A 21470-nucleotide genomic window follows, 5' to 3' on the forward strand; every position below is an offset into this window, starting at 1 on the left:
AGGTCAAATCCAATAACAAAATGAGGTTGTATTGCTATGCCCGTCGGCAACCACCCTGCCCATGGCGAGACCGCACAAGGCGGCCCGCTCAAGCGTGAACTGGGCGAACGGCACATCCGTCTGATGGCGCTGGGCGCCTGTATCGGCGTCGGTCTTTTCCTCGGTTCGGCCAAAGCCATTGAGATGGCCGGCCCCGCGATCATGCTTTCCTACATCATCGGTGGCCTGGCGATCCTGGTGATCATGCGTGCCCTCGGCGAGATGGCCGTGCACAACCCTGTCGCCGGTTCGTTCAGCCGCTATGCCCAGGACTACCTTGGCCCGTTGGCGGGCTTTCTGACCGGTTGGAACTACTGGTTCCTGTGGCTGGTGACCTGCGTCGCGGAAATCACCGCCGTGGCCATCTACATGGGCATCTGGTTCCCGGACGTGCCACGCTGGATCTGGGCCCTGGCGGCGCTGGGCAGCATGGGCGCGGTGAACCTGATCGCGGTCAAGGCTTTCGGCGAGTTCGAATTCTGGTTTGCCTTGATCAAGATCGTCACCATCATCGCCATGGTCCTGGGCGGCATCGGCATCATCGCCTTCGGCCTGGGCAACGACGGTGTGGCAGTCGGTATCTCCAACCTGTGGAGCAATGGCGGGTTCATGCCCAATGGCGTGACCGGTGTGCTGATGTCGCTGCAGATGGTGATGTTCGCCTACCTGGGCGTGGAAATGATCGGCCTGACTGCCGGCGAAGCCCGCAACCCGCAAAAAACCATCCCGCAGGCCATTGGCTCGGTGTTCTGGCGCATTCTGCTGTTCTACGTCGGTGCCTTGTTCGTGATCCTGTCGATCTACCCGTGGAATGAAATCGGCAGCCAGGGCAGCCCGTTCGTCATGACCTTCGAGCGCCTGGGTATCAAGACAGCAGCCGGCATCATCAATTTCGTGGTGATCACTGCCGCGCTGTCGTCCTGCAACGGCGGTATCTTCAGCACCGGGCGCATGCTCTACAGCCTGGCGCAAAATGGCCAGGCGCCAGCCGTCTTTGCCCGTACTTCGAAAAACGGCGTGCCACGTAACGCGCTGCTGCTGTCCATCGGTGCCTTGCTGCTGGGGGTGCTGGCCAACTACCTGGTGCCAGAGAAGGTGTTCGTCTGGGTGACGTCGATCGCCACCTTCGGCGCGATCTGGACCTGGGTGATGATCCTGCTGGCGCAGCTCAAGTTCCGCGCCGGGCTGTCGGCCGCCGAGCGCAAGGGCTTGAAGTACCGCATGTGGCTGTGGCCGCTCAGTTCCTACCTGGCGCTGGGCTTCCTGGTGCTGGTGGTTGGCTTGATGGCGTACTTCGAGGATACCCGTGTGGCGCTGTACATTGGCCCGGCGTTCCTGGTGCTGCTGACGGTGCTGTACTACGCGTTCCGCCTGGCGCCGAAAGAACTACAGGGTGTAGCCGGTAACGCTTCCTGATGTGAGATAGCCGTGGCCGCTTTGCGGCCCTTTCGCGACACATCCCGGTAGATGCCGTCTTGTGTCGCGAAAGGGCTGCGCAGCAGCCCCAGGGGTCTATCAGGCCGCCACCTCACTGTGCGGCTCGAAGCTGTCCGCCCGCGCCAGCTGCCACATCCGCGAATAGAACTGCCCGTCCACCTCGCCAGTCAGCAACTCCCCCGGCTTCAAGAACACATGCATCTGCGAGAACAGCTTGATTTCGGTAGCCGACACGCGCCGCACCAAGTGCTTGGCTTCCAGTTGCGCGGGGTGTTCCAGGCCGGCCGCTGCGAGCATTTCTGCCAGGGCGCGCAAGGTGTTGTGGTGGAAGTTCACGACCCGCTGGGCTTTGTCCGGGACCACCAGCGCACGCTGGCGCAACGGGTCTTGTGTGGCCACGCCCGTGGGGCATTTGTTGGTATGGCAACTCTGCGACTGGATGCAGCCGATGGCGAACATGAAGCCGCGAGCAGAGTTGGCCCAGTCGGCACCGATGGCCAGCACGCTGGCGATGTCGAAGGCGCTGACGATCTTGCCGCTGGCGCCAAGCTTGATCTTGTCGCGCAGGTTCAGGCCGACCAGGGTGTTGTGCACGAACAGCAGCCCTTCGCGCAGCGGCACACCGATATGGTCGGTGAACTCCACCGGTGCGGCACCGGTACCACCTTCCTTGCCATCGACCACGATGAAGTCGGGCAGGATGCCTGTTTCCAGCATGGCCTTGGCGATGCCCATGAATTCCCACGGGTGGCCCAGGCAGAACTTGAAGCCCACCGGCTTGCCGCCGGACAGCTCACGGAGACGGGCGATGAACTGCATCATCTCGATGGGTGTGGAGAACGCGCTGTGGCGGGATGGCGAGATGCAGTCCTCACCCATGAGAATGCCGCGGGTCTCGGCGATTTCCCGGGTGACCTTGTGCTTGGGCAGGATGCCGCCGTGGCCGGGCTTGGCGCCCTGGCTCATCTTGATCTCGATCATCCGCACCTGCGGGCTGCGCGCCTGGGCGGCAAAACGCTCGGGGTCGAAGCGCCCGTCCGCTGTGCGGCAGCCGAAGTAGCCGCTGCCCAGTTCCCACACCAGGTCGCCGCCGTGTTCGCGGTGGTAGGGGCTGATGCTGCCTTCGCCGGTGTCATGGTGGAAGTTGCCCAGCTTGGCCCCTTGGTTGAGCGCGCGGATGGCATTGGCACTCAGCGAGCCAAAGCTCATGGCGGAAATGTTGAAGATCGATGCCGAATAGGGCTGGCTGCACTGCGGTCCGCCAATGATGATCCGGAAGCTTGAGGGGTCGGCCAGCGGGGCCGGGCGCATGGAGTGGCCGATGAACTCGAAGCCAGACTCGTACACGTCGATCAGCGTACCGAAGGGCTTGTCCGACGCTTCGTTCTTGGCCCGCGCGTACACCAGCGAGCGCTGGGCGCGGGAGAAGGGCAGGGCATCGCTGTCGGCTTCCAGCAGGTACTGGCGGATCTCCGGGCGAATGCCCTCGACCAGGTAGCGGATGTTGCCCAGTATCGGGTAGTTGCGGCGTACCGCGTGGCGTTGCTGCAGCAGGTCGAACAAACCGATCAGGCTGAGCACGGCCGTAATCAGGGTGAACGGCCACAGCCATTCATGGTTCAGGAACGGCAGGCTCGCCACGGTGAACAGAACACAGGCGGCAAACACGGCATAGCGACTGAGAAGTGACAGGCTCATACGGGGTCCTTACGATGGCGCGGTCAGGCTCAGGGCCTGGGGCAAACCCCGACCATAGCCCGGTTGCGCAGCGCTGAACATGAAAATCGGGGTATCGAAAATCATTCGCGCAGCAGTTTCTGCCGCCACCGTTGCTGCTCTTCATTCGTCGCTTGCACCAGGTAGGCGTAGCGGTTGGCAACTCGCACTGCCACCGGCACGCCATCGCGGTACAACACACGATTGCCACCGGCCGCCGGCACCTTCGCTCCGGGCAGCAGCGACCCGATCAGGTTCAGTGGGTCACTGGCACTGACCACCACCAGCGCGCCCTCCATCTCGCGCCGGCGTACCTGGCGCAGCAGCCCGACCGCTTCGGGCAGGGCGAACTGCTCCCCGGCCAAGCCGGCGATGAAGCGCCCGCCGCGAATCTCGCCGCGCGCCTCAAGCCGGTGGCAGCAGCGCAGCAGCTCACGCCAGGGTGGCAGCACATCACTCTCGCGCTCCAGCAGCCGCCAGCAGATCACGCCATAGCGTCTTAACAGGGTGCGGGCGAGGTGTTCCAACCGTTGCCCGTCGTCCACTTCGGCATTGCCCCTGCGTAACAGCGCCCAGCGCCCGGCGTGCGCCATGCTGGTGGAAATCGGCGCATGGCCGCGCCGGCTGTTGCGCGATGAGCGTTTCGCCGCCGGGGTGATAAGGCTACGCAGCCCGGTAAAGCTGTCGGCACTTGCAAGGCCCGAACCGACCAATTCCTGTAACGCCGTTTCCAGCTCGCTGGGCAACAAGTGGGCTTGCTGGGTCAGTTCGTCGAAGAACAGAGCGCCATGCGCCTGCAATACCTGATGCACACGTTGCGCACGCGGGCTTAGCTCGTCCAGAGCCGGCGCAGGTACAAGGCTGCGCCACAAGCCCAGGTGTTGACGTGGCAACAGCACCAGCGGCGTACTCGCCAGCGTACTGCTCGACACTTTGCCCGCCAGGCGGCTCCAGGCGAACTGCCCGCTACGGCACGCCTCGTCGAGCCAGTGAATGCTGTAGTCCTTGATCCGTGCCGGCAGCAGCTCTGCCTCCCAGGCGCCGGCCGCGGCTGGGAAACCCTGCAACTGCTCAAGCACCTCGGCCACAGCGTGCGGCCCACGCAATTTTTCGTCGGCCGCAAGGTGCTGCCAGTCAAACACAAAGCGCATGAAGTCCTGCAGGCTTACCGGCTCGATCTCCCGGCGCAGGCGTTTGACTGTGTAGCGATGGATACGCGCCAACAGGTGGCGTTCGCACCATTGCCGTTGCACCTCACCTGGGCTGAACTGGCCGCGCAGTACGTAGCCCTCTGCTTCCAGGCGGGCCAGTGCCTGTTCGATGGCTGCCTGCGGCTTGCCCAGTGGTGCCGCGATCTGCGCCAGGGTCAGCGGGCCGTGGCCGCTCAGGCGGGCGCGCAGCAGCTCGCTCAGTGCACTGTCCGGGTCCAGGGCCTGGTCGAAGCCGGGGAGCACGTGGAGGGCGGGCTCCAGACGTGCATCCGGATACAGCGCTTGGAGCAGGCTCAGGCGCTCGCGGGCCAGCCACAGGTGTTCGTCGGGCAAGCGTAGCGCCCGGCCCGCCTTGGCCAGTTGCCTGAGCAGCAAGCCCCAGGTCGGGTTGGCCTGGACTTCGTGCTGGCTGATGGCGCCCAGGGTCATCAAGGCTTCGTGCATTTCGTCGGCGCTGCCGGGTTGCGGCCAGGCCTCTGCCTGGACAGCGCTGATGGCATCGGCGTCCAGCGCGCCCAGGTCGTCGCCACTGTGCACCTCGTTCCAGCGTCGGTTGAGTACCGCCTGGGTTCGGCGCTCCTCCAGCGGTGCATCATCAAGGAAAGCATATGGCCTGGCGTTGAGGATGGCCGAGGCCAGCGGCGAGGGGGCCGGCAGGTCGCGGCTCAGCAAGCGCACCTGGCCACTTTCCATGCGCCTCAACAGTGCCATCCAGCCCTCGCTGTCCATGGCTTCGTGCAGGCAGTCGTCGAGGGTCTGCTCGATCAGCGGGTGATCCGGGATTTGCCGTTCACCGACGATGTTTTCCAGGCAGGCGATCTGGTCGGGGAACACGGCGGCAATCAGGTCTTCGCTTTTCATTCGCTGGATCTGCGGCGCCACCTTGCGTCCCCCGACGTAGCGCGGCAAGGCCATTGCCACTGCCGCGTTCCAACGCCAGCGCACCCCGAACAAGGGCGCATCGAGCAGGGCCTGGATGAGAATGTGCTCGGCGTTGCGGCTGGACAGGTAGCGCCAGACTTCGTCCAGCTCGAAACTGTGGCTGGTCGACAGTGACAGCACGATGGCGTCCTCGCTGGCTGCCGCCTGCAATTCGAAATTGAACGTGCGGCAGAAGCGTTTGCGCAGCGCCAGGCCCCAGGCGCGGTTGATGCGGCTGCCGTAGGGCGAATGGATGATCAACTGGGTGCCACCGGACTCGTCGAAGAAGCGCTCCATCACCAGCGTGTGTTGCGAGGGCAGGGCGCCCAGCACTTCACGGGTACGCCCCAGGTAATCGAGCAGTTGGCTGGCGCAGGCCTCGTCCAGTGCATAAGTACTTTGCAGCCATGACAGCACTGGGGCGAAAGCGCCGTTACTCAGCCCCAGTTGCTCATCGAGACGTGCCTGCAGGCGGGCAACGGCGGCGGACAATTCGTCACTGCGTCCCGGCGCCTCTCCTAGCCAGAACGGAATGGTCGGCGGCAGGCCGTGGGCGTCTTCGACCCTTACCCGGCCGGGTTCCACCCGCAGGATCCGATAGGACGCATTGCCCAACTGAAAGATGTCGCCAGCAATGCTCTCCACGGCAAAGTCTTCGTTGACGCTGCCGATGTTCAGCGCCTGCGGCTCCAGCAGCACAGCGTAGTCGGCGGTCTCGGGGATGGTGCCGCCGCTGGTGAGCGCGGTCAGCTGGCTACCGCGGCGCCCGCGCAAGGTGCCGCTCACCGCGTCGCGGTGCAGGTAGGCGCTGCGAATGCCTTGGCGTCCGTTGTAGCCTTCGGCGAGCATGCTTAGCAGCGCTTGGTAATGCTTGGTGTCCAGCTCGGTGTAGGGCGTTGCCTTGCGCAGGCAGTCGAACAATGCCTGTTCCTGCCACGGCTGGTTGCTGGTTTCGGCGACGATCTGCTGGGCCAGAACGTCCAGTGGCGCATGGGGTATGTGCAACTGCTCGAGCTCGCCCTGTTGCACACAGTCGAGCAGGGCCGTGCACTCGATCAGGTCATCCCGCGAGGTGGCGAACAGGCGCCCTTTGGGGATGCCTTCGACCTGGTGCCCGGAGCGGCCGACCCGCTGCAAGAACGCGGCGATGGAGCCTGGCGAGGCGATCTGGCAAACCAGGTCGACATCACCGATATCGATACCCAGCTCCAGGGAAGCCGTGGCTACCAGCACCTGCAACTGGCCGTTTTTCAGGCGCTGCTCCGCATCCAGGCGCAGCTCCTTGGCCAGGCTGCCGTGGTGTGCGGCCACGGCCTCTTTGCCAAGGCGGTCGCTGAGGTGGCGGGTGAGGCGTTCGGCCAGGCGCCGAGTGTTGACGAATACCAACGTGGTGCGGTGTTCACGGGCCAGAGCTGCCAGGCGATCGTAGACCAGGTTCCACACATCCGTGGCCATGACCGCGCCCAAGGGCACGGGGGGCACTTCAAGGGCAAGGTCGCGCTGGCGGGCGTGGCCGATATCGACGATTGCGCAAGGGCGTTGGTGGCCGGCCAGAAACGCGGCCACGCGCTCCACCGGGCGCTGGGTGGCAGACAACCCTATGCGCCGCAGCCCCCGCCCGGTGAGCGCTTGCAGGCGCTCCAGCGTCAGTGCCAGGTGGGCGCCGCGCTTGTTGCCGGCCAAGGCGTGAATCTCATCGACGATCACCGTGTGCACGCCGCTCAAGCCAGCGCGGCCCGAGGCAGAGCCCATCAGCACGTAGAGCGACTCAGGCGTGGTCACGAGGATGTGCGGGGCCAGTTTGCGCATGGCCGCGCGTTCTTTTTGTGGCGTGTCGCCGGTGCGTACGGCAGTGGTGATGCGCGGCGGCGTCAGCCCCTGGTCTAGCAGTGCCTGGCTGATGCCTTCGAGCGGCGCCTGCAGGTTCAGGCGAATGTCATTGGACAGTGCCTTGAGCGGCGAAACGTACACTACCTGGGTTTGCGCGGGCAGTTCGCCGTTGTGTTCAAGGCCCTCACGGAACAGCTCGTCGAGCACCGCGAGAAAGGCGCTCAAGGTTTTGCCCGAGCCGGTCGGCGCGGCCAGCAGCATCGATTGGCGGGCGTGAATCAACGGCCAGGCGCGGGCCTGGGCGTCGGTGACCGTGGCGAAATGGCGACGGAACCAGGTGCCGATGGCGGGGAGGAACAGCTCAAGCACCGGGTGCTGTTGGGCAGGCAGGTTCATGAGAAGGTTATGGAGGGTCGCTGGCAGATTGGCAAGGGACCGTTCGTCTGTGAAGCCGGCTTGCCGGCGACAGGGCTCCATGGGATCCTCACGGGCTTTTCTGAGTGAGCCTGACCATGCCCAATGTTATCCGCATCGCCGCTGCCCTGTTGATCGACCCACTGGGTCGAACCCTGCTGGTACGCAAACGTGGTACTCAGGCGTTCATGCAGCCTGGGGGCAAGATCGATGCGGGTGAAACGCCGCTGGACGCACTGGTGCGCGAACTGCATGAGGAATTAGGGTTGCGCATTGACCCTGCTCGGGCCATCCCGCTGGGCCGTTTCAGCGCACCGGCCGCCAACGAGCCCGGCTTTGAGGTGCAGGCCGAGCTGTTCCGGGTCGACAGCGCCGAGGCCGTGGTCCCGGCGGCGGAAATCGAGGAAGTGATCTGGCTGGCCGCTGACCAGGCACCGATGCCTGAGCTGGCGCCGCTGACCCGCGACCTGATACTGCCGCTCTACCGCAAGGCTCTCAGCGTACCGCGCTGACCCCATCGAGCGTGGCGAACGAGGTGTCCTTGGCGGTGAGCAGGAAGTCGCGCATGTAGGGAGCGTCGAGCATGTCGGTGCGTACTCCCGCATAGAGTGTGGCGAACAGGCCTTTCTCGCCCAGGCGCTTGCCCTTCACATACCCGCGCGAACTGTACTCATGCAGCGCCCAGTGCGGCATGCCACACACTCCGCGGCCGCTGGCCACCAGTTGCATCATCATCACCGTCAGCTCCGAGGTGCGTACGGCCGCCGGCTCGATGTCGGCTGGTTCCAGGAAGCGGGTGAAGATGTCCAGCCGGTCGCGCTCCACCGGGTAGGTGATCAGCGTCTGGTCGAGCAGGTCCTGGGGCACGATGTAAGGCTTGCTGGCCAGCGGGTGCTGGTTGGCCACGGCGAGCATGGCTTCATAGGTGAACAGCGGCACGTAAGTGATGCCGGCAAGGTCCAGTGGGTCGGAGGTCACTACCAGGTCCAGGTCGCCACGGGCGAGGGCGGGCAGCGGCGCGAATGCGAAGCCCGAAGCCAGGTCCAGCTCCACTTCCGGCCAAGCATCACGGAACTGGTCGATGGTGGGCATCAGCCATTGGAAGCAGCTGTGGCATTCGATGGCCATGTGCAGGCGCCCGGCAGTACCCCCGGCCAGGCGGGCGATGTCACGTTCCGCACCACGCAGCAGCGGCAGGGTGGCATCTGCCAGTTGCAGCAAGCGCAGGCCGGCGCTGGTGAAGCGGATAGGTTTGGTCTTGCGTGCGAACAGCGGCAGGCCCAGGCGTTCTTCAAGCTCCTTGAACTGATGCGACAGCGCCGACTGGGTCAGGTGCAGACGCTCGGCAGCCTCCACCAGGCTATCGGCCTCGCGCAGGGCATGAAGGGTTTTCAGGTGGCGGATCTCCAGCACGGCTGACTCCGAGAGCATAATTTGAGTGAACAGAGAATGAGTTGAGTTTCCCTCATGTTGGTCCCGCTGTCGACTGGACCTTGCGCCGCACCACTGGGCGGGCTTCATCAAACTGTCACGGAACTGTGGCAGCGCGCCCGAACGATTTTCATCAGACTCGCGCTCTACTGGGGATCTGCATTCTGGTGTTTCTTTCATGCGGGCTTTTTTGCTTTTTTTCTTGTTCCTTGTCAGCGTGCCGGCGAGCTTCGCCGATCAGCGTTGTGACACTCAAGTACCGGTCCAACGGGCCGAAGCAGGCGATCTGAGCCTGGTTTACCAAAGTGTCGGCGCGCCACGGGACCCGGCTTTGCTGCTGGTCATGGGCTTGGGTGGGCAACTGATCCACTGGCCGGATGATGTGGTCGAGGCCTTGTGTCGACAAGGCTTTCGGGTCATTCGCTACGACAACCGTGACGTTGGCCTGTCGCGCTGGAACCAACAGCCTCCCTCGGCCAATCTCACGGTCGAGCTGTTGCGCTACAAGTTCGGCCTGCCGGTTGCCGCGCCCTATACGCTGACCGACATGGCGGGTGACGGGCTGCGCCTGATGGACACATTGGGGATTGGTCAATTCCATGTTCTGGGTGTCAGCATGGGTGGGATGATCGCCCAGCACATGGCTGCAATGGCGCCGGAGCGGGTGCGCAGCCTGACACTGGTCATGTCCAGTTCTGGCGCTGCAGGCCTGCCGGCGCCAGCCCCAGCGCTGGTGCAGTTGCTGGCCCGGCGCAGTGCGCCGACTCGGGAAGTGGCCATCGAGCAGCAGGCCGACCTGCTGGCGGCGTTGGGCAGCCCCCAGGTGCATGATGACCGGGCCGCTTTGGTACAGCAGGCCGCGCAGGCCTATGACCGGGCGTTCAACCCTGAAGGTGCCAAGCGTCAGATCATGGCGATCCTGGCCGAGCCAAGCCGGGTAGCGCTGCTCAACCAGCTGCGCGTACCGACATTGGTGGTGCATGGGACGGCTGACCCTTTGTTGCCGGTGATGCATGGGGTGCACCTGGCGGCGCATATCCGCGGTAGCCAGCTGCGGCTGATCCCGGGGTTGGCACATCGGTTCCAGGAGCCCTTCAAGGCACCGTTGCTGGGGGCCGTGCTGCCTTACCTGCAGTCACATCGCGAGGACGTGACACATATTGCCGGGTTATGAAAGTGGCGTAGGCCTTCCTCTCGCAGACGTTCAGCCCAGCCCGTACTTTTTCACTTTGTCGAACAGCGTGGTCTTGGCCATGCCCAGCTCCTGGCTGGCCTGGCTGAGGTTGCCGCCGGTGCGTTGCAGGGCATCGCTGAGCAGATTGCGCTCGAACGCCTCTACCGCTTCGGCAAAGCCCAACCCTTGGCTGGCGCCACCGCTCGGGCCTTTCTTGAACGCTGGCAGGCCCAGGGCATAGCGCTCGGCAACGTTGCGCAGTTCCCGCACATTGCCGGGCCAGTCATGGGCCATCAGGCGCGACAGGGTCTGGCTGTCCAGTGTCGGCATGTCCCGGTCGAAGCGCAGCGCCGACTGCTGCAGGAAGTGTTCGAACAGTTGCAGGATATCTTCACGGCGCTCGCGCAGTGGCGGCAACTCCAGGGTTACCACGTTGAGGCGGTAGTACAGGTCGCTGCGGAACTGCCCACTCTGGCCGAGCTGGTCGAGGTCGGCCTTGGTTGCGGCGATCACCCGGCAGTCCACCGCAATGCTCTGGTTCGAGCCCAGGCGCTCCAGGGTGCGCTCCTGCAGTACCCGCAGCAGTTTGATCTGCAGGTTGATCGGCATGCTCTCGACTTCATCGAGGAACAAGGTACCGCCATTGGCGTGCTCGATCTTGCCGATACGGCGCTTGCCTGCGCCGGTGAAAGCGTTGGCCTCGTGGCCAAAGATTTCGCTCTCGAACAGGTTTTCCGGCAGGCCGCCACAATTGAGCGCCACAAACGGTTGGTTCTGGCGCCGGCTGAAATCGTGCAGGCAACGGGCGACCAGCTCTTTGCCGGTACCGGTCTCGCCTTCGATCAGCACGTTGGCCGAGGTGTCGGCAACGTTAGCGATCAGCTCACGCAATTGCTCCATGGCGGGCGAGCGGCCGATGATGCGGCCTTCCAGGCTGCTCTGTTCGGCCAGTTGGCGGCGCAGGGCCAGCACTTCGCGCGATAGCCCGCGCTGTTCGAGCGCGCGGCGCACCACGTCGACCAGGCGTTCCGGCGAAAAGGGCTTCTCCATGAAGTCGTAGGCACCATTGCGCATGGCGCCGACGGCCATGTCGATATCGCCATGGCCGGTGATCAGTACCACCGGCAGGCTGCGGTCGCGCGCCTTGAGGCGGTTGAGCAGTTCCAGGCCGTCGATGCCCGGCAGGCGGATGTCACTGACGACGATGCCGGCGAAGTCATCACCGATCCGTTCCAGCGCCTGTTCGGCGCTACCGACACCCTCGCAGGCGATGTCTTCCAGGGCCAGCGCCTGCTGGCAGCCGAGCAGCACATGCGGGTCGTCTTCAACGATCAGGACGGTAAGAGGCGCTTGGTTCATGGGAGCTCTGCCGATTCATTAGGGGGGGACACCAGCGGCAGGGCGAGAACGAAGGCCGTTCCGCCACTGACAGGGTGCTCGACGTTGAGGCTGCCCTTGGCGGCGGCGGCAAGGCTCGCCGACAGGGTCAGGCCCAGGCCCAGGCCGTGTTCGCCCGGTTTGGTGGTGAAGAAGGGTTCGAACAGGTGCTTGCGCGCCTCGTCATCGATGCCGTGGCCATTGTCGCGTACCCGCAGGCGGTACTTGTCGCCTTGCAACTCGCCTTCCAGCCAAAGCTCAGGTGCCGGCTGGGCAGCCATGGCGTCCAGGGCATTGCCGATCAGGTTGACCAGAATCTGCTCCAGGCGGGTCTGGTCAATGGCCAGTTGCAGGTCGTCGAACTGGCTGTGCAGCTTCAGGTGGCAGCCACTGATGCGACTGGCCAGCACCTGCAAGGTGGCCTCCACGGCCTTGGCCAGCGATGCCTGGCCGCGGTCGTCACCACGCCGGGCGAACGAACGCAGGCTGGCGGTGATGCGGCCCATGCGGTCGATCAGTTCGTTCATGGTGCGCAGGTTGGTACTGGCGGTGTCCAGCGCGCCGCGTTCGAGAAAGCGCACGGTGTTGCCGGACAGTGTCCGCAGCGCCGCCAGCGGCTGGTTGAGCTCGTGGGCGATGCTGGTGGACATCTGCCCGATGGCTGCCAATTTGCCGGCCTGAACCAGTTCGTCCTGGGCGTGGCGCAGGGTTTGCTCGGCGTGACGGCGTTCACGGATCTGCCCCTTGAGCCTTTCGTTGCTGGCGCGCAGGTCGGCGGTGCGCTCGGCAATGCGCCGCTCCAGCTGGCTGTTGGCTTCTTCGAGCGCTTCGCGTGCAGCCAGGCGGGTGGCGATCACCTTGCGCCGCTCGTTCCAGGCGATACCCAGGATCGCCAGCAGGGCGAACGCCACGCCTACCAGAATGCCTTGCACCATCGATTCGCGGCGCAGGTCCTGCAGGGGAGTGAGCAGGGTGAAATGCCAGGGGGTATCCACCAGGCGCCGGGTTTGCGCCAGGTAGGCCACCTCCTGCGCTTTGCCGTGGGCGGTTTCACTGTTGGCCGGGAAGGTCAGCTTCTCTACGCCATCGGCCAGCGTCTCGCGGGCCAGCGGCTGCAGCTCGTTCAGCGGCCACCAGTAATATTGCAGGCTGCGCGCCAGGCGCTCCTTGATCTGCGGGGTCATGGGGCGCACCGACTTCAGGCGCCGCGCCGGGTCGCTGGAGAGGATGATGATGCCGTTTTCGTCGCTGACGAACGCTTCCAGGCGGGCGCGTTGCCAGCGTTCTTCCAAGGTGTCCAGGCGCACCTTGATCACCGCCACGCCGATGATCTTGCCGTGTTCTTCCAGGCCATGGGCCAGGTAATAGCCGGCCTCGCCGGTGGTGCTGCCAATGCCGTAGAAACGGCCCGGCTCGCCGCGCACGGCGGTCTGGAAATAGGCGCGGAAGGACAGGTCTTCACCGAGGAACGAGTCGGCATCGCGCCAGTTGCTGGTGGCCTGTACCCGGCCATTGGTATCGAGCACGAAGATAGCCCGGCTGCGGCTGCGGCGGTTGAGGCCTTCGAGGTATTCGTTGACGGCCTGGCGTGAGCCGCCGTCTGGGTCGGTGAGCAGGTGCGAGACGCTGTCTTCCAGCTCCAGCAGGCTCGGCAGGTAGGTGTACTTGCTGATTTCGCTCTCGACCGTACGCGCGTGCAACTCCAGCTGGCGCTCGCCGTTTTCACTCAGGGCGCGTATGCCATTGCTTTCGCTGATCAGGTAGCCAGCCAGGCCTAGCCCGACCATCAGCAGGATGATCAGGGGCGGCAGCAGCAATTGGCGGATCAGGCGGGATTTCACGGCAGGCTTGGCAGGGAGAAGTAGCGAGGGGTCGCATTTCATCACAGTGGCCTTGTCACGACCAGCATCCGCTGCCCGGTGGGGCCCGGGGCAGCAGATACTGTGGCCGGCTTAGTGTTGCAGGATCTTGCTGAGGAAGTGCTGGGTGCGTTGGTCGCGGGTACCCTGGTCACCGAAGAACTCTTCCTTGGTGCAGTCTTCGATGATGCAGCCCTTGTCCATGAAGATGACCCGGTTGGCGACCTTGCGGGCGAAGCCCATCTCGTGGGTCACGCACATCATGGTCATGCCTTCGTTGGCCAGCTGCACCATCACATCCAGCACCTCGCTGACCATTTCCGGGTCCAGCGCAGAGGTCGGCTCGTCGAACAGCATGACGATCGGGTCCATGGCCAGGGCGCGGGCGATCGCCACACGTTGCTGCTGGCCACCAGAGAGCTGGCCGGGGTGCTTCTTGGCATGGGCGCTGAGGCCGACCCGTTCGAGCAGGGCCAGGCCCTTCTTGGTGGCCTCCGCTTCGCTGCGGCCCAGTACCTTGCGCTGGGCGATGGTCAGGTTCTCGGTGATGGTCAGGTGCGGGAACAGCTCGAAGTGCTGGAACACCATGCCGACCCGCGAGCGCAATTTGGGCAGGTTGGTCTTGGGGTCGGCAATCGAGGTGCCATCGACCACGATGTCGCCCTTCTGGAACGGCTCCAGGGCGTTGACGCACTTGATCAGCGTGGATTTACCCGAGCCCGAAGGGCCGCACACCACCACCACTTCACCTTTCTTGACCTCGGTGCTGCAGTCGGTCAGTACCTGGAAGTCGCCGTACCACTTGTTGACGTTCTTGATGGAAATCATACGGTGATCCTTTTTTGCAGGCGCTTGACCAGCCACGAAGCGGAGAAGCTGATGAGGAAGTAGACGACCCCGGCGAAGATCAGGAACTCATGGGAGCGCCCGATGATGTCGCCGTTGGAACGTGCCGAGTTGAGGAAGTCCACCAGGCCCACGGTGTAGACCAGCGAGGTGTCCTGGAACAGGATGATGCTCTGCTGCAGCAGCAGCGGGGTCATCTTGCGGAAGGCCTGGGGCAGGATGATCAGGCGCATGGTCTGGGCGTAGTTCATGCCCAGTGCCTGTGCCGCGCCCATCTGGCCTTTGGAGATCGACTGCACGCCGGCGCGGACGATTTCGCAGAAGTACGCGGCCTCGAACATCATGAAGGCGACCACGCAGGAGGTGAAGGCACCCACCGGGGTGTCCTCGCCGGTGATCCAGCGCAGCACGAACGGCACCGCCAGATAGAACCAGGTGATCACCAGCAGCAGCGGGATCGAGCGGAAGTAGTTGACGTAGGCACCGGCGATGTTCGAGAGCAGCTTGTTCGACGACAAGCGCATCAATGCCAGGAGTGTGCCCAGCACGATACCGCCGATCACGCCCATGACCATCAGCTTGAGGGTCATGACCATACCTTCCCAGAGGGCAGGCAGGGCCGGGATGATTTCGCTGAAATCCATTTCCATTTACTTGCCCCCCACGGAAATCAGGCCAGGCACGGCGACTTTCTTCTCGACCAGACGCATGAGCAGCATCAGGCCCATGTTCAGGGTGAAGTAGATCAGCGTAGCCAGGGTGAACGCCTCGAACAGGTTGGCGGAAAACTCAGCGGTCTGCTTGGTCTGTGCCAGCAGCTCCATCAGGCCGATCAGCGAGGCTACCGAAGAGTTCTTGAACACGTTGAGGAACTCGGAGGTGAGCGGCGGAATGATGATCCGGTACGCTTGAGGCAACAGCACGTTGTTGTAGATCTGCGGCAGGCTGAAGCCCATGGCGCGGGCGGCAGCTTCCTGACCGCGCGGCAGTGCCTGGATGCCGGTGCGTACCTGTTCGCAGACGCGGGCAGCGGTGAACAGGCCCAGGCAGATGACCACACTGATCAATGCCGAGGTGGTCGGGTTGAGGTCCTGCTTGAACCATACCTGCAGGCCCTCAGGCAGCAGGTCTGGCACCAGGAAGTACCAGATGAACAGTTGCACCAGCAGCGGCACGTTGCGGAACAGCTCCACGTAGGCGGTTGCGATACCCGATACCAGGCGGTTCGGCACGGTACGCATGACGCCAAGGAGCGAGCCCAGCAGCAGCGCGATGATCCAGGCGGAAATGGCGATGGCGATGGTCCAGCCCAGGCCGGTGATGTACCAGTCCAGATAGGTTTCGCTGCCCACGCCGGTGGACTTGAAGAACACGCCCCAGTCCCAGTTGTAATTCATCGGGATTTCCCCTCAGACGGTTGTTTCACGGGCACCTTCGAGCATCCGGGGGCGCTTGGCGCCCTCGGATGAAAGGTTAGACACTAATGAGTGGCTTGCAGCGTTGATTCGTGCGCTTGCGCACCAGGCCACTAACTGAGGATCAGGATTTCTTCTCGTCTGCGGCCTTGTCGGTCGGCTCAGCGATCAGCTTTTTCAGTTCGTCGCTCATCGGGAACTGAAGGTTCAGGCCTTTTGGCGGAATCGGCTGCTGGAACCACTTGTCGTAGCTCTTGTTGACTTCGCCCGACTTGAAATAGCCCACGATGGCATCGTCGACGGCTTTCTTGAAGGTATCGTCACCCTTGCGCATCATGCAGCCATAGATCTCGTAAGACTGTGGCGTTCCGGTGATGACCCAGTCCGCAGGCTTGCGCGCTTTGGCCATTTCACCGGCCAGCAGAGCGTCGTCCATCATGAAGGCCACGGCACGGTTGCTTTCAAGCATGTTGAAGGCTTCACCGTGGTCCTTGGCGGAAATCACGTTCATCTTCATCTGCTTGTCGGCGTTCATCGCCTTGAGGATGCGCTCGGAGGTGGTGCCGGCGGTGGTCACCACGTTCTTGCCGGCCAGATCCGGGAAGTCTTTATAGGACGGCTGACCATCCTTGACCTTGGTCAGCAGGCGCGTGCCGACTTCGAAGATACCCACCGAGAAGGCGACCTGCTGCTGGCGCTCGACGTTGTTGGTGGTGGAGCCGCATTCCAGGTCGACGGTGCCGTTCTGCACCAGCGGGATACGGGTTTGCGAAGTGACCAGGTTGTAACGGACCTTGATGTCAGTACCCAGTTGTTTCTTCAGGGCTTCGACCACTGCCAGCTGGATGTCATGGGAGTAACCCACGGGTTGCGGCTTGCCAGCCAGGTAGGAAAACGGAATGGAGGAGTCACGGTGCCCCAGGGTGATGGTGCCCGACTCCTTGATCTTCTTCAGGGTGCCGGTCAGCTCCTCGGCCATGGCGGGCGAAGCGATGACTGCAGCCGCGATGGCGGCCCCCAGCAATTGACGAACGATACGCATCAAATTTTCCTCGACGTGTTTGTTTTTTTTATGGAGCCGTTGGCGGACTCTTTCGTTCAACGCATGCAGCATGAAGCGTTGTGCATTCGGCTTCCAAGTGTAGAGCATGACTCGTGCCAAGCTCTCACAATGATCATAACCCCGCGAAAAGCCTGGGCATGAACCCTATATGAAGGTTTTTGCGCAAAGCCACGTGGTCGGAACGCCGAATGAGTGCCTCTATTGCGTTCGGCAATCCGAACGGTGGGCGCCTCGCAGAGTCCGTGGCGTCAGCTTTAAATAACACCCCTGCATGAAAAGCACATGTTGAGCTTGCTGCCTCTTTATCAGGAGCTCACGCGCACACGGATCATGCGGGCGGGCAATACCGTCATCGCCGGTGAAAACATCGACGTGTTAAGCAATGCACTGGCGCAACGAGAGTTTTGGCAAGGGTTTGTGCGCAATCTCAATCCCGAGCGCTTCGAAGCCCTGGCCGCGCCGTATCATGAACAGCTGGAAGCCTATGAGCGTCAGGCTGGCGAGTCGGGTGAGCAGCAGTACCTTGAGCACGCTGCGGCATTGATGGAAGCGCTCAATAGCGAGGAACGGGCCCTTTACCTGGCATTGGCAAATGAGGCGTATGGGCGGGAAGCCTGAGCGTAGGGCGACCGCCATGCGGTCGCCCTACAAGGTTCAGGCGGCGTTGCTGCGTGCGTTGCCCTGTGCCAGGTAGTCAGCCAGTGCGCGCTGTTCACTCTCGCTGGTGAACAGGCCCAGCTTGGTCCTGCGCCAGAGAATATCCTGACTGCTGACGGCCCATTCGGTTTGGCGCAGGTAATCGACTTCACGGGTGAAGAGGCCACCCCCAATCGCTTGGCCCAGATCCTGCGGGCCGCTCACACCTTCCAGCAGTTGCCAGGTGCGGCTGCCGTAGGTTACCGCCCAGCGCTTGGCGATGTCCGGCGCGAGCCATTGATGGCGCGCAAGCAGGTCGTCGACCAGTGCCTGAGGTGTACTCATGTCTTCACCACCTGGCAGTGTGGCGCTGGCTGTCCAGCTTTTGCCCATCTGGGTGAAGAACGGCTTGAGTTCTGCCATGGCCGATTCTGCAAGCTTGCGGTATGTGGTCAGCTTGCCGCCAAACACGGACAGCAACGGCGCCTCGCCTTGGGTCGTGGACAGCGCGAGGGTGTAGTCACGCGTGACTGCGGACGGGTTGTCCGATTCGTCGTTGCACAGCGGCCGCACGCCAGAGTAGGTGTGCAGGATATCGCTGGGGCTCAACTGATGATTGAAGTGTGCGTTGACCACTTTGAGCAGATAGTCGGTTTCCTGCCCGGTGATCGCCACCTTGGCCGGATCGCCGCTGTATTCGCGATCGGTGGTGCCGATCAGGGTGAAGCGGTCCAGGTAGGGGATGCAGAAGACAATGCGTTGGTCCTCGTTCTGCAGGATGTAGGCGTGATCCCCCTCGTACAGGCGCGGCACGATGAGGTGGCTGCCCTGGATCAAGCGTATGCCGTACGGTGCATCGAGTTTGAGGTCATCCTTGATGAACCGGGCGACCCACGGACCGGCGGCGTTGACCAAGGCACGCGCGCGAATCGTCTGCAGGCTGCCGTCGGCATGCTGCAGCTCTACCTGCCACAGGCCATCGACACGTTCTGCGCGCAGGCAGCGGGTGCGGGTATGAATGTGCGCACCTTGCTCGCGTGCAGCCATGGCATTGAGTACTACCAGGCGGGCGTCGTCTACCGCGCAGTCTGCATATTCGAAACCGCGGGTGATGGCCGGCTTGAGCGGGTAGCCCGGGCCAAAGCGCAGGCTGCGCGAGGCGCCCAGGCGCTTGCGCTTGCCCAGGTGATCGTAGAGGAACAGGCCGGCACGGATCATCCAGGCCGGGCGCAGGTGCGGGCGGTGCGGCAGCACGAAGCGCATTGGTTTGACGATGTGCGGTGCCTTGGCCAGTAGCACTTCGCGCTCGGCCAGGGCCTCGCGGACCAGGCGGAATTCATAGTGTTCCAGGTAGCGCAGGCCGCCATGGATCAGCTTGCTGCTGGCCGAGGAGGTGTGCTGGGCCAAGTCGTCCTTTTCGCACAGGAAGACCTTGAGGCCACGCCCGGCGGCGTCGGCAGCAATGCCCACGCCGTTGATGCCACCGCCGATCACGGCAAGATCATAGCAATCGGCAAGTAGGGGCTGGGACGAAACGGGCTGGGACACGGGCAAGGCCTCCTGGGGCTGTTCACATCGAATATGAACATTAATGTTCGTTTCCGAAAATACTAGCGCAACAGAACGGCCATCGCCAGTCAGTGTTTATAGAAAAAACTGATGAGATGACAATAAAATGAACAATATCGAAAATCGCGGGCCCTTCTGGACCCGCTTGCGGTTTAAACCACCTCGAGCCGGATCTTGTACTGGTTGAGCAACTCACCCAGTGCAGGGGATGGCTGCTGGTCGGTCACCAGGCAATCGACCAGGCTGATCGAGCCCAGGCGTACCATGGCGTTACGCCCGAATTTGCTGGAGTCGGCAGCCAGGATGACCTGACGGGCGTTGGCGATGATTGCTTGGGAAACCCGTACTTCCTGGTAGTCGAAGTCCAGCAGGCTGCCGTCTTCATCGATACCGCTGATGCCGACCAAGGCGAAGTCGACCTTGAACTGGCTGATGAAATCGACGCTCGCCTGGCCAACCACGCCCCCGTCACGGCGTACTGTGCCGCCTGCGACCAATACTTCGAAATCATCCTTGGCGGCAAGGATCGCAGCAACGTGCAGGTTGTTGGTGATGACCTTCAGGTGGTTGTGGTTGAGCAGCGCCCGGGCAATCGATTCGGTGGTGGTGCCGATGTTGATGAACAGCGAGGCATGGTCAGGAATTTGCCGGGCCACGGCGTCGGCAATACGCTGTTTTTCGTCGCGCATCTGATCGGCGCGCATGGCGTAAGCAGTGTTCTCGATACTCGAATCATAGGCGGCGCCACCGTGGTAGCGGCGCAGCAGATTGAGCTCGGCGAGCTGGTTGATGTCGCGACGGATGGTTTGCGGGGTGACGACGAACAGCTGCGCCATTTCTTCGATGCTGACGTAGCCGCGTTCGCGCACCAGCTCGAGGATTTGTTGTTGGCGTGGGGGCAGATTCATGGGCGGTCCTTATGGGCTGCCGGACAAATTCTGCAATGATGCCGTAGGAAAGGGACTACGGCCAGTAGGCCGTGGGGTGACGGGGGCCGCGAAGCAGCCCCTGCCCAGGGCGATCAGGCCTCGTGATCTTCCCAGTCGCGGGTACGCTCGACGGCTTTGCGCCAGCCGGCGTACAGTTTTTCCTTCTTCGCTTCATCGAGTTGCGGGCTGAACTCGCGCTCGATGATCGCCTTGTCACGCAACTCGTCCAGGCCACTCCAGAAACCACAGGCCAGGCCCGCCAGGTAAGCGGCGCCAAGGGCAGTGGTTTCGCGCATTTTCGGGCGTTCCACACAGGTGCCGAGAATGTCGGCCTGGAATTGCATGAGGAAATTGTTGGCCACCGCGCCACCGTCGACACGCAACTCGGACAGGCGTTGGCCGCAGTCCTGCTGCATGGCGTCCAGTACGTCGCGGGTCTGGTAGGCGATCGACTCCAGCGCAGCACGGATGATGTGGTCGACTTTCACCCCGCGCGTCAGGCCGAACAGCGCGCCGCGGGCGTAAGGGTCCCAGTACGGTGCGCCCAGGCCGGTGAAGGCGGGCACAAGGTAAACCCCGTTGCTGTCCTTGACCTTGCTGGCGAAGTACTCGGTGTCCAGGGCATCGTTGACGATCTTGAGTTCGTCGCGCAGCCATTGCACGGTGGAACCACCGTTGAACACTGCGCCTTCCAGGGCATAGGCCACTTCGCCACGTGGCCCGCAGGCAATGGTGGTCAGCAGGCCGTGGGAGGAGGTTACGGCTTTGTCGCCCGTGTTCATCAGCAGGAAACAACCCGTGCCATAGGTGTTCTTGGCCTGACCGGGTTCCACGCACATCTGGCCGAACAGCGCGGACTGCTGGTCACCGGCGATACCGGCAATGGCTATGCCGCTCTTGGTGTGGCCGTAGACTTCGGAAGACGGGCGCACCTGGGGCAGCATCTGGCGCGGGATGCCGAGAATGTCGAGCATCGTTTCATCCCACTGCAGGCTGTGGATGTTGAACATCAACGTGCGCGAGGCATTGGTGTAGTCGGTGACATGCACCTTGCCGCCGGAAAACTTCCAGATAAGCCAGGTATCCACGGTACCGAACAACAGTTCGCCGCGTTCGGCCCGCTCACGTACGCCCTCTACATTGTCGAGGATCCACTTGAGCTTGGTGCCGGAGAAGTACGGATCGGTGACCAGGCCGGTGGTTTCGCGAATGTATTGTTCATGCCCGTCGCGCTTGAGTTGTGCGCAGATCTCTGTACTGCGCCGGCACTGCCAGACGATGGCGTTGTACACCGGGCGGCCGGTTTCCTTGTCCCATACCACTGTGGTTTCACGCTGGTTGGTGATGCCCAGTGCGGCGACCTGCGCATGGCTGATGCCGGCCTGTGCCAAGGCTTCGACCATGGTCGCGCTCTGTGTGGCGAAGATCTCCATCGGGTCGTGTTCGACCCAGCCGGCTTGTGGATAATGCTGGGCGAACTCGCGCTGGGAGGTGCCGACCACATTGGCGTCGCGGTCAAAGATGATGGCCCGCGAGCTGGTGGTGCCCTGGTCCAGGGCGATGATGTAGTTCTTGTCCTGGGTATCTGTCATGGTCATAGGCC

Annotated in this window: 16 protein-coding genes; 4 read left to right on the plus strand and 12 right to left on the minus strand. The window is 63.1% G+C overall.

Going from position 1 to position 21470, the window contains the following annotated elements:
- Positions 1-36 precede the first annotated feature (36 nt).
- Positions 37-1455 carry an amino acid permease gene (locus ACMGF5_RS14285; RefSeq protein WP_115273707.1) on the plus strand — a complete coding sequence of 473 codons (1419 nt, stop codon included), beginning with the start codon at positions 37-39 and terminating at the stop codon, positions 1453-1455.
- A gap of 99 nt (positions 1456-1554) precedes the next feature.
- Here the strand turns inward: ACMGF5_RS14285 and ACMGF5_RS14290 are convergent, their stop codons facing one another.
- Together ACMGF5_RS14290 and ACMGF5_RS14295 are read right to left on the minus strand one after the other, a co-directional pair.
- A complete protein-coding gene (locus tag ACMGF5_RS14290) occupies positions 1555-3174 on the minus strand; it encodes an FMN-binding glutamate synthase family protein (RefSeq protein WP_046787779.1) in 1620 nt (539 codons plus the stop codon).
- 101 nt (positions 3175-3275) lie between these two features.
- Positions 3276-7550, minus strand: a complete 4275-nt coding sequence (locus ACMGF5_RS14295; RefSeq protein ID WP_414156890.1) for a DEAD/DEAH box helicase — start codon at positions 7548-7550, stop codon at positions 3276-3278.
- 116 nt (positions 7551-7666) lie between these two features.
- Here ACMGF5_RS14295 and ACMGF5_RS14300 point away from each other — a divergent pair, with 116 nt between their 5' ends.
- Positions 7667-8080 carry an NUDIX hydrolase gene (locus ACMGF5_RS14300; protein WP_115273710.1) on the plus strand — a complete coding sequence of 138 codons (414 nt, stop codon included), beginning with the start codon at positions 7667-7669 and terminating at the stop codon, positions 8078-8080.
- On the opposite strand, the gene metR is transcribed toward ACMGF5_RS14300, so the two are convergent.
- The gene (gene metR / locus ACMGF5_RS14305) at positions 8064-8981 is read right to left on the minus strand and encodes a transcriptional regulator MetR (RefSeq protein WP_012313012.1); all 918 of its coding nucleotides are present in this window, start codon (positions 8979-8981) and stop codon (positions 8064-8066) included. The genes ACMGF5_RS14300 and metR overlap by 17 nt on opposite strands.
- A 196-nt stretch (positions 8982-9177) precedes the next feature.
- Between metR and ACMGF5_RS14310 the strand changes: the two genes are divergently transcribed.
- On the plus strand, positions 9178-10173 hold the full coding sequence (locus ACMGF5_RS14310; protein WP_119688358.1) for an alpha/beta fold hydrolase: 996 nt from the start codon (positions 9178-9180) through the stop codon (positions 10171-10173).
- Between the two features lie 30 nt (positions 10174-10203).
- On the opposite strand, the gene ACMGF5_RS14315 is transcribed toward ACMGF5_RS14310, so the two are convergent.
- The 6 genes from ACMGF5_RS14315 to ACMGF5_RS14340 all read right to left on the minus strand — a co-directional run bounded on the left by ACMGF5_RS14315 (position 10204) and on the right by ACMGF5_RS14340 (position 16712).
- A complete protein-coding gene (locus tag ACMGF5_RS14315; RefSeq protein WP_046787775.1) occupies positions 10204-11532 on the minus strand; it encodes a sigma-54-dependent transcriptional regulator in 1329 nt (442 codons plus the stop codon).
- Positions 11529-13433: a sensor histidine kinase gene (locus ACMGF5_RS14320; RefSeq protein ID WP_046787774.1), complete on the minus strand. Its 1905-nt coding sequence runs from the start codon at positions 13431-13433 to the stop codon at positions 11529-11531. Before ACMGF5_RS14320 ends, ACMGF5_RS14315 begins: the two co-directional genes overlap by 4 nt.
- A 69-nt stretch (positions 13434-13502) precedes the next feature.
- Positions 13503-14237, minus strand: coding sequence for an amino acid ABC transporter ATP-binding protein (locus ACMGF5_RS14325; protein ID WP_174142054.1), 735 nt, complete (start codon positions 14235-14237; stop codon positions 13503-13505).
- Positions 14234-14905: an amino acid ABC transporter permease gene (locus tag ACMGF5_RS14330; RefSeq protein WP_012313017.1), complete on the minus strand. Its 672-nt coding sequence runs from the start codon at positions 14903-14905 to the stop codon at positions 14234-14236. The genes ACMGF5_RS14325 and ACMGF5_RS14330 overlap by 4 nt, the downstream gene beginning before the upstream one ends.
- Positions 14906-15652, minus strand: coding sequence for an amino acid ABC transporter permease (locus ACMGF5_RS14335; RefSeq protein ID WP_046787772.1), 747 nt, complete (start codon positions 15650-15652; stop codon positions 14906-14908). It abuts the gene before it with no gap.
- Between the two features lie 142 nt (positions 15653-15794).
- Positions 15795-16712, minus strand: coding sequence for a glutamate/aspartate ABC transporter substrate-binding protein (locus tag ACMGF5_RS14340; RefSeq protein WP_414156891.1), 918 nt, complete (start codon positions 16710-16712; stop codon positions 15795-15797).
- 303 nt (positions 16713-17015) lie between these two features.
- On the opposite strand from ACMGF5_RS14340, the gene ACMGF5_RS14345 reads away from it, so the two are divergent.
- Entirely contained in the window at positions 17016-17351 is a 336-nt protein-coding gene (locus tag ACMGF5_RS14345) for a hypothetical protein (RefSeq protein WP_414156892.1), read from the plus strand.
- Between the two features lie 36 nt (positions 17352-17387).
- On the opposite strand, the gene glpD is transcribed toward ACMGF5_RS14345, so the two are convergent.
- The 3 genes from glpD to glpK form a co-directional block, all read right to left on the minus strand.
- Entirely contained in the window at positions 17388-18917 is a 1530-nt protein-coding gene (gene glpD, locus ACMGF5_RS14350; protein ID WP_115273714.1) for a glycerol-3-phosphate dehydrogenase, read from the minus strand.
- A 173-nt stretch (positions 18918-19090) separates the two neighbouring features.
- Positions 19091-19846: a DNA-binding transcriptional repressor GlpR gene (gene glpR, locus ACMGF5_RS14355; RefSeq protein WP_115273715.1), complete on the minus strand. Its 756-nt coding sequence runs from the start codon at positions 19844-19846 to the stop codon at positions 19091-19093.
- Between the two features lie 113 nt (positions 19847-19959).
- Positions 19960-21459, minus strand: coding sequence for a glycerol kinase GlpK (gene glpK, locus ACMGF5_RS14360; protein ID WP_046787768.1), 1500 nt, complete (start codon positions 21457-21459; stop codon positions 19960-19962).
- Positions 21460-21470 lie beyond the last annotated feature (11 nt).

It is taken from the genome of Pseudomonas sp. BNK-15, from assembly GCF_047456105.1.
In the GTDB taxonomy this organism is placed as follows: Bacteria; Pseudomonadota; Gammaproteobacteria; order Pseudomonadales; family Pseudomonadaceae; genus Aquipseudomonas; species Aquipseudomonas putida_E.

Excerpts from the sequence above, each read along its gene's own strand:
- ACMGF5_RS14335 (WP_046787772.1), bottom strand. The coding sequence starts at position 15,652 with ATGAATTACAACTGGGACTGGGGCGTGTTCTTCAAGTCCACCGGCGTG.
- ACMGF5_RS14325 (WP_174142054.1), bottom strand. The coding sequence starts at position 14,237 with ATGATTTCCATCAAGAACGTCAACAAGTGGTACGGCGACTTCCAGGTA.
- ACMGF5_RS14300 (WP_115273710.1), top strand. The coding sequence starts at position 7,667 with ATGCCCAATGTTATCCGCATCGCCGCTGCCCTGTTGATCGACCCACTG.
- ACMGF5_RS14315 (WP_046787775.1), bottom strand. The coding sequence starts at position 11,532 with ATGAACCAAGCGCCTCTTACCGTCCTGATCGTTGAAGACGACCCGCAT.
- glpK (WP_046787768.1), bottom strand. The coding sequence starts at position 21,459 with ATGACAGATACCCAGGACAAGAACTACATCATCGCCCTGGACCAGGGC.
- ACMGF5_RS14340 (WP_414156891.1), bottom strand. The coding sequence starts at position 16,712 with ATGCGTATCGTTCGTCAATTGCTGGGGGCCGCCATCGCGGCTGCAGTC.
- ACMGF5_RS14290 (WP_046787779.1), bottom strand. The coding sequence starts at position 3,174 with ATGAGCCTGTCACTTCTCAGTCGCTATGCCGTGTTTGCCGCCTGTGTT.
- ACMGF5_RS14310 (WP_119688358.1), top strand. The coding sequence starts at position 9,178 with ATGCGGGCTTTTTTGCTTTTTTTCTTGTTCCTTGTCAGCGTGCCGGCG.
- ACMGF5_RS14295 (WP_414156890.1), bottom strand. The coding sequence starts at position 7,550 with ATGAACCTGCCTGCCCAACAGCACCCGGTGCTTGAGCTGTTCCTCCCC.
- ACMGF5_RS14330 (WP_012313017.1), bottom strand. The coding sequence starts at position 14,905 with ATGGAAATGGATTTCAGCGAAATCATCCCGGCCCTGCCTGCCCTCTGG.
- ACMGF5_RS14320 (WP_046787774.1), bottom strand. The coding sequence starts at position 13,433 with ATGAAATGCGACCCCTCGCTACTTCTCCCTGCCAAGCCTGCCGTGAAA.
- glpR (WP_115273715.1), bottom strand. The coding sequence starts at position 19,846 with ATGAATCTGCCCCCACGCCAACAACAAATCCTCGAGCTGGTGCGCGAA.
- ACMGF5_RS14285 (WP_115273707.1), top strand. The coding sequence starts at position 37 with ATGCCCGTCGGCAACCACCCTGCCCATGGCGAGACCGCACAAGGCGGC.
- ACMGF5_RS14345 (WP_414156892.1), top strand. The coding sequence starts at position 17,016 with ATGTTGAGCTTGCTGCCTCTTTATCAGGAGCTCACGCGCACACGGATC.